The organism is Phyllobacterium sp. P5_D12 (assembly GCF_054049495.1).
Genome location: NZ_JBFUMG010000215.1, coordinates 1 through 7,195, shown reverse-complemented (window position 1 = coordinate 7,195; position 7,195 = coordinate 1). Strand labels below are relative to the sequence as shown.

Genomic DNA, 7,195 nt, shown 5'->3' with positions numbered 1-7,195 from the left:
ATATTGCTCTCACCCCGGGTTTTCCAATGAGCCAGAATAGCAAAAAAGTACTGATTTCCCTGGCTCTTGCCTTGGGCCTTTCATCGTCCACGGCCACCAGCGGATTTGCCGAAGACAAAACGCTGGCAGCAATCCACGAAGCCAAGCCGCCGGTCATCAATGTCATCCCTGCCGGCATCAATGAAATGGTCGCAACGCTCACCGTTACGGGTACTATTGTGCCTCGTCAGGAAGTGGCAGTCGGTACCGATGTCGCCGGTTTGCTTGTTCTGGAGCTCAATGCCGATCAAGGCGACGTGGTGAAAGAGGGCGATATCCTCGCGCGCCTCGATAAATCCTCGCTCGAAATCCAGCTGGCTCAGATCGAAGCGCAACGCGCCCAGGCCGATGCATCCATTGCCCAATCCGAGGCGCAGATCGTCGACGCCGAGATTGCCGTTCGCCAGGCGCAGGAAGCTCTGGAGCGGGCGCGTGCCCTGTCGATGAAGGGCATCAATTCCAAAATGGAACTGGACAACGCCACCAACGCGCATGACAGCGCCAATGCCCGTCTCAACACGGCCCGGCAGGCTCTGTCAGCCACCAAGTCGCAATTGCAGCTCGTTGCCGCGCAAAAGCGCGATGTCCTGCTGCGGCTGGAGAAAGCTGATGTGAGGGCACCCGCTAGCGGTGTGGTCTTGAGCCGCAATGCACTTCTCGGTGGAATTGTCTCTTTCAATGCCGGCCCTCTGTTCCGCATCGCCCGTGATCGCGATTTCGAGCTGGCGGCCAATATTCCCGAAGTCGATCTGCCGCGCTTGAAAGAAAACATGCCGGTTTCCGTCCGGGTTTCCGGCTTGGACGACCCTGTCGCCGGCCGTGTCCGCCTGATATCGCCGGAGATCACCGCAAGCTCGCGTCTCGGTTCGGTCAAAATCGCGCTCGACAGGAATGCATCGATCCGGCCCGGCAACTTTGCCCGCGCGGTAGTCGAGTTGACCCGTCGTGAAGGCGTCAACGTCCCGCTTTCTGCCGTGGTCTACCATGGCACTTCGGCGCTCGTGCAGGTGGTCAAGGATGGTGTCATCGAAAGCCGCAAGGTTGAACTTGGCATTCGCAATGATCGTGCTGTCGAAGTGCTGCAAGGCCTTGGCGAGGGCGAAGATGTCGTGGCGCGTGCCGGTACGTTCGTAGCCAATGGTGACCGCGTCACGCCTGTCCGGATAGCCGACGAGGCGACGGGGGCCATCAAATGAACTGGAACATTTCCGCCTGGTCCATCCGCAATCCCGTCCCGTCGATCCTGCTTTTCGTCGTGCTGGTGGTGCTGGGCCTGATGGCCTTTGCCAAGCTGCCCATCACGCGCTTTCCCAATATCGATGTGCCTTTGATCTCGGTGTCTGTTACCGATCCGGGCGTAGCGCCGACAGAACTTGAAACGCAGATCGCCAAGCGGATCGAGGATTCGGTGGCAAATATCACCGGTGTTAAGAACGTCACGACCAATTTGACCGAAGGCAACTCCACGACGTTGGTGGAATTCCGGCTCGAGGTCGATACACAAAAGGCATTGAATGACGTCAAGGACGCAGTTTCGCGCATCCGCGATGACCTTCCCGCAACGATCAAGGAACCGATAATCAATTCGGTCGACGTGGAGGGTTCTGCGATCCTGACTTACGGCGTCTCGGCGCCGACAATGACGTCGGAAGAGCTTTCCTGGTTCGTCGATGACAAGATCCTCCGCGATATCCAGGGCCTGAAAGGCGTCGGCCGTGTCGAGCGCTATGGTGGCGTCACACGCGAAATCCGTGTGGCGCTGGATCCGGATCGATTGACCGCACTTGGTGTGACGGCCGCCGACGTCAATCGTGCGCTGAAGTCCATGAATGCTGACCTGACCGGAGGGCGCGGTGATCTCGGTACCACCCAGCAGACGATCCGCACGCTCGGCGCGTCACGCACCCTTGATGATTTACGCGCGGTGGAAATCCCGATTGCCGGCGGGCGCTCCGTGCGGCTCGATCAGCTAGGAACGATCACCGATGCCTATGAGGAGCCAAAGTCCTTTGCCCGTGTGAACAACCAGACGGTGGTATCGCTCGGCGTATTCCGCGCCAAGGGTGCGAGCGACGCCGATGTCTATGCGCTCGTGCAGGCCCGGATGGACCAGCTGCAGCAGAAATATCCTGACGCCCGTTTCAGCATCATCGATAATTCGGTGAACTACACCTACGGCAACTATGAATCCGCCATGAGTTCATTGGTTGAAGGCGCATTGTTGTCTATCGTGGTGGTCTTCCTGTTCTTGCGTAATATCCGCGCTACCCTCATTGCAGCCATTGCATTGCCGTTGTCGGCAATCCCGACCTTCTGGGCCATCGACATGCTCGGATTTTCGCTCAATCTGATCAGCTTGCTTGGTATCACGCTGGTGACGGGTATCCTTGTCGATGATGCCATCGTCGAGATCGAGAACATCGTCCGGCACATGCGATCCGGCAAATCGCCATACCGTGCGTCGCTCGAAGCCGCCGACGAAATTGGTCTCGCTGTCATCGCCATTTCGGTGACCATTATCGCAGTCTTCGCCCCCGTCAGCTTCATGAGCGGCATCGCCGGGCAATACTTCAAGCAATTCGGCCTGACAGTCGCCGTCGCAGTGTTCTTTTCGCTGCTCGTCGCCCGTCTGATAACGCCGATGATGACGGCCTATCTTCTGCGCGATGGCAAGAGCCTGCATCACGGCGAGCAGGAGACCGGCTGGATCAAGGCCTATACCCGTTTCCTCACCGTCACTCTGCGCTATCGATGGCTGACGCTGCTCAGTGGTGTGGCCATATTTGCCATCGCCATATGGGCCATGGGCTTTCTGCCGGCCGGCTTCGTGCCGCCGCAGGACGAGGCGCGCGTCGCGGTCAGCCTCGAACTGCCGCCGGGCGCACCCATTGACGAAACACGCCGGGTAACTGACGAAGCGGCATCGCTGGTACGCGAAATTCCCGAAGTCCAGCAAACCTATATAACCGGCGGGACCTCGCCGACCGGCTCTCTCGACACCCGCCGCGCGACGATGATCGTGAAGCTCAGCCACAAAAGCGAGCGTGAACGTACGCAAAAGCAGGTCGAGGTCGATATTTTCAACAAACTGTCGCAAGTACCTGATTTGCGGGCGAATTTCGTCAATGATCGCGGTGAGCGGGAATTCGCTGTCGGCGTCATCGGCAGCAACGGCGACAAGGTCAATGAACAGGCCCGCTCACTGCAGAGCGCGATGACTGCGACTGGCGACTTTCAGGCAGTCTCCTCGACGGCGGCGCTTGATCGACCGGAAATCATTGTGACCCCGCGCATGGACAAGCTGGCGGAGTTGGGTATTTCAACGACAGCGCTGTCGGACGCGTTGCGTGTTGCAACACAAGGCGACCTCGATCCGAATCTTGCCAAATACACGGTCGGCGATCGCCAGATACCGATCCGGGTTCAGCTGACCGAAGAATCCCGCCGCGATCTGTCAATTCTCAGTACGCTGACCGTCACCACACCATCGGGAGTCGTGGTGCCGCTGGAATCCATTGCCCAGATCAGTTTCGGGCAGGGACCATCCTCGATCGAGCGTTTTAATCGCGAACGGCGTATCGTTGTCGGCGCCAATATGGCGAACGGAAAGGAGATCGGCGAGGGGCTCTCCATCGTCAAGAACCTGCCGGAGGCGAAATCCATGCCGGAAGGCGTGCGTATTCAGGAAACCGGCGACGCCGAAGTCATGGGCGAGGTCTTCGCCGGGTTCCGAGATGCCATGATCATGGGCCTTATGCTGGTGTTCGTCGTTCTTATCCTGCTGTTCGGCAGTATTTTCCACGCTTTCACCATTCTGATGTCATTGCCGCTGTCGATCGCCGGTGTCGCCGTCGCGCTGCTATTGACCAATAATTCGGTCTCAATGGCGGTCGTCATCGGTATTTTGATGCTGATGGGTATCGTTACCAAAAACGCCATCATGCTCGTCGATTTCGCTGTCGAAGAGGTGAAGCACGGCATACCGCGCAACGAAGCGATCATCGACGCAGGCCGCAAGCGTATCCGCCCGATTGTCATGACCACGATTGCCATGTCGGCCGGCATGCTGCCCGCAGCCATGGCTTTCGGTGATGGCGGTGAATTCCGCGCGCCCATGGCGATTGCGGTGATTGGCGGCCTKTTGATCTCGACCGTCCTGTCACTGGTGTTCGTGCCATCTTTCTACACGATCATGGACGATGTCAGCCGTTGGACAGCACGTGTATTCCACTGGTCGTTCCGTCCGAACAAGCCCGATGAGCCGGGGATCATCGTTAGGCCTGGCATTCACACCGTTCCTCTGCTTCCTTCGAAGCCTGCTATTGAAGCGGCAGAGTGAGACTAAGTCGTAAACTCTAGATCGGATGGCGGACCAAGCCTGCCATCCGTGACCTCTTGCGCACGTGATACATCTGCCAAAGCGAATGACCTACGAGTGACGCGATGATGATGATCCCGCCCACAAGGGTCGGATCGCTGGGCCTTTCTGCAAAGACCAGCCAGACCCAGATCGGCGTCAACACGGTTTCCAGTAAATAAAACATGGCAACCTCAGGCCCAGAAAGGAACCGTGGGCCAGCGGCGAGGCAGAGAAAGGCGAGGGTCGTCACGACCGCGCCGTTGAAAATGATCCAGCCGGGTACTGCGACGGTGTAACCATTCTGGGAAACCATGAAGGCAGCGACAATCATCGGCAATAGCGTGCCGATGATCGCAGCAAAGCCCATATCCTTGCCCGAAGAGCGGCTGACCGTGATCGCAGTGGAAAGAATGAAGGTGGACAGCAGCGCCACCAGATCGCCGAACACATGACCGGAGGATAGCCCCTCGCGCACAATGATTCCGACGCCGATCAGCATGAAAAACATGGCGATGAACGTGACGGTCTTCGGCCGTTCTTTCAGGAATACCCAGGACAACAACGCTGAAAACACGGTGTTGAACGCCAGGATGAACACAAGATTAGCCGTCTTCGTATTATAGACCGCGATCATGAAGCAGATTGAGGCGAGGCCATAGAGACCTGCGACCAAAAACCCGACGCGGCCAGGGACAATCGTGCGCGCGCGGCCTGTCGCAAGGCTCCACACCGCCCAGATGACAAACGCGCTGATGAATGTTGTGCCGCTGCGCAAAAGCAGCGTCGACCAAGTCTCGCCTTCACCGAGCCTCAGCAGGGGAATATCTGCGGACAGGATCAATCCGCCGAAGCCAGTGATAAGCAGACCCTTGCGGTGATCGAGATGAAGTTGAGACATGCGGCGGCGTTTCCCGTATTTTTGTTATGCCGCGTGGTCTAGCCGGAAGGACAATCTCCGTCCAGAGGCCGCAGGACCCTAAAACAAAGTCAGCGATACAAGACGTGTTCAAACGGCCAGGATGTTTTGAGCCAGCTGGAAACGGCCTCGTATAGCGGAGTGTCGAGATAGGCGCGGTCGGCGGTGACCCATGACCTCACAACCGTTATCGCCGGGTCTTGCTTGGAGGGATAGATGTAGACGCAGCCAACCACTTGCGAACCTTCCAGCACCGTATAGGTAAATCCGGTTCGGTTAGTAAAATCGCGAGCGTGCTCTTCGAGATCGCCAAGATTGGCTTCGAGGCTCATGCCTTGCAGCGGCGGCCAGTCGCTGAAACCCGGCGTTGCAAGGATGTGGGGAATGCTCGAGGACCACGCCTGGTGATCCGGCAGATTGTGCTGCGGCCCGAGTGGCTCGAGCCGGAAGCCTTGTCCATCAAGTCCGACTGGGGGCACAAAATTCGCTGGTACAAAGCTCATCTAATCCTGGCGTTCCCAGCCTTTTGTGCCGAGATGTTCCTGCGGCTTGTAACGGATTTTATATTGCATCTTGCGCGAGCCCTCGACCCAATAGCCGAGATAGACATGCGGCAAACCGGCGGCCGCGGCGCGCTGTATATGATCGAGGATCATGAATGTGCCGAGCGAACGGCTTGCATGTTCCGGGTTGAAGAAGGAATAGACCATCGACAGCCCATCCCCCATCACGTCCGTCAAGGCGACGGCGATGAGTTCACCTTCGCCCTTCTTGGTAATGAAGGAGTCCGGTCCGCGCCGCCTGTATTCGATGATTTGTGTCGGCACATGCRTATCCTCGACCATCATCGCATAGTCGAGCACCGTCATTTCCGACATGCCGCCCTTGTTGTGGCGCGCGTCGAGATAATGCCGGAACAGCGAATATTGTTCGGTAGAAGGCTCGGCGTGGTGGATATTCCCGATCAGATCGCGGTTGCGGTTCCAGACCCGGCGCATCGACTTGTCCTGCTTGAACTCGCCCGCCAGGATACGTACCGATACGCAGGCTCTGCAGTTCTCGCAGGCCGGGCGATAGGCGATGTTTTGCGAGCGACGAAAGCCGCCCTGTGTCAGCAGCTCATTGAGTTCTGCGGCGCGACCGCCTACGAGATGCGTGAAGACCTTGCGCTCAAGCTGACCCTCCAGGTAAGGACAGGGCGAAGGCGCTGTCAGGAAGAACTGCGGTGATTGCTGCGGCTGATGGGTCATCCAAGGTCCTGAGACGGTCGTAACACCTATAGAATCCTATGACCGCCTGAAACGTCAATTCAATTATATTGTATTCAGATGTGTATGTCTTGGGCGAGTTAGGTTCAGTAGCTGTTATCTGACCGAACCGCCGCCGCAGCGCGCGCCATTCCATGAATGGCTGGGCGCATCGAACTTGCCATTGACTGAGCCGCCCCAGCTTCCGTTGAAGCCGTCAAAATCACTGGAGAAATCGAGGTAGAGAAGCCCGRTCCCATATTTGTCAGTCCAGACGAGGGCGCGAGACGTGCCACTTCCAAGGTCCTTCTCTATCAGGTTGCCTTCGACGCGGCCGTCCGGTTCATCGAGTTCATAGGAGCCGGAGAGATGGCCATCCCTGGCGACATTCAGGGTGGTCTCCACATCACGATAATCCCCGCTGGAGATCATCTCGCCGCAAAACCGTCCTGCGGGTGACGCTGCCATGCTGGTCGTGGTGCCAAGGCCATAGAGTACAAGCGCCGCAAAAGCGAACGCGAAGGAGCGTAAGTTCATGATATACAAAGCCAAATGAGAAGGGCTCCAGATCAGGAGCCCTTGAGATTAGTTATAAGCGCGAACGACAACGGTGCCGAGCAAAAGGTCGTGGAC

General features: G+C 57.7%; 6 protein-coding genes. 2 read left to right on the top strand and 4 right to left on the bottom strand.

Annotated elements, in window-relative coordinates; genetic code table 11:
* Together ACXJ5O_RS14890 and ACXJ5O_RS14885 are read left to right on the top strand one after the other, a co-directional pair.
* Positions 1-1,235: efflux RND transporter periplasmic adaptor subunit (locus ACXJ5O_RS14890; RefSeq protein WP_457300559.1), on the top strand; the 1,235-nt coding region annotated here is incomplete at its 5' end.
* A complete protein-coding gene (locus ACXJ5O_RS14885) occupies positions 1,232-4,378 on the top strand; it encodes an efflux RND transporter permease subunit (RefSeq protein ID WP_457300558.1) in 3,147 nt (1,048 codons plus the stop codon). The genes ACXJ5O_RS14890 and ACXJ5O_RS14885, both read left to right, overlap by 4 nt.
* A 16-nt stretch (positions 4,379-4,394) precedes the next feature.
* On the opposite strand, the gene ACXJ5O_RS14880 is transcribed toward ACXJ5O_RS14885, so the two are convergent.
* From ACXJ5O_RS14880 to ACXJ5O_RS14865, 4 genes are all read right to left on the bottom strand, one after another.
* Entirely contained in the window at positions 4,395-5,297 is a 903-nt protein-coding gene (locus ACXJ5O_RS14880) for a DMT family transporter (protein WP_457300557.1), read from the bottom strand.
* Positions 5,298-5,386: 89 nt separating this feature from the next.
* Positions 5,387-5,818: a hypothetical protein gene (locus ACXJ5O_RS14875; protein WP_457300556.1), complete on the bottom strand. Its 432-nt coding sequence runs from the start codon at positions 5,816-5,818 to the stop codon at positions 5,387-5,389.
* Entirely contained in the window at positions 5,819-6,565 is a 747-nt protein-coding gene (locus ACXJ5O_RS14870; RefSeq protein WP_457300555.1) for an arginyltransferase, read from the bottom strand.
* A gap of 114 nt (positions 6,566-6,679) precedes the next feature.
* On the bottom strand, positions 6,680-7,099 hold the full coding sequence (locus tag ACXJ5O_RS14865; protein WP_457300554.1) for a hypothetical protein: 420 nt from the start codon (positions 7,097-7,099) through the stop codon (positions 6,680-6,682).
* Between the last annotated feature and the right edge of the window lie 96 nt (positions 7,100-7,195).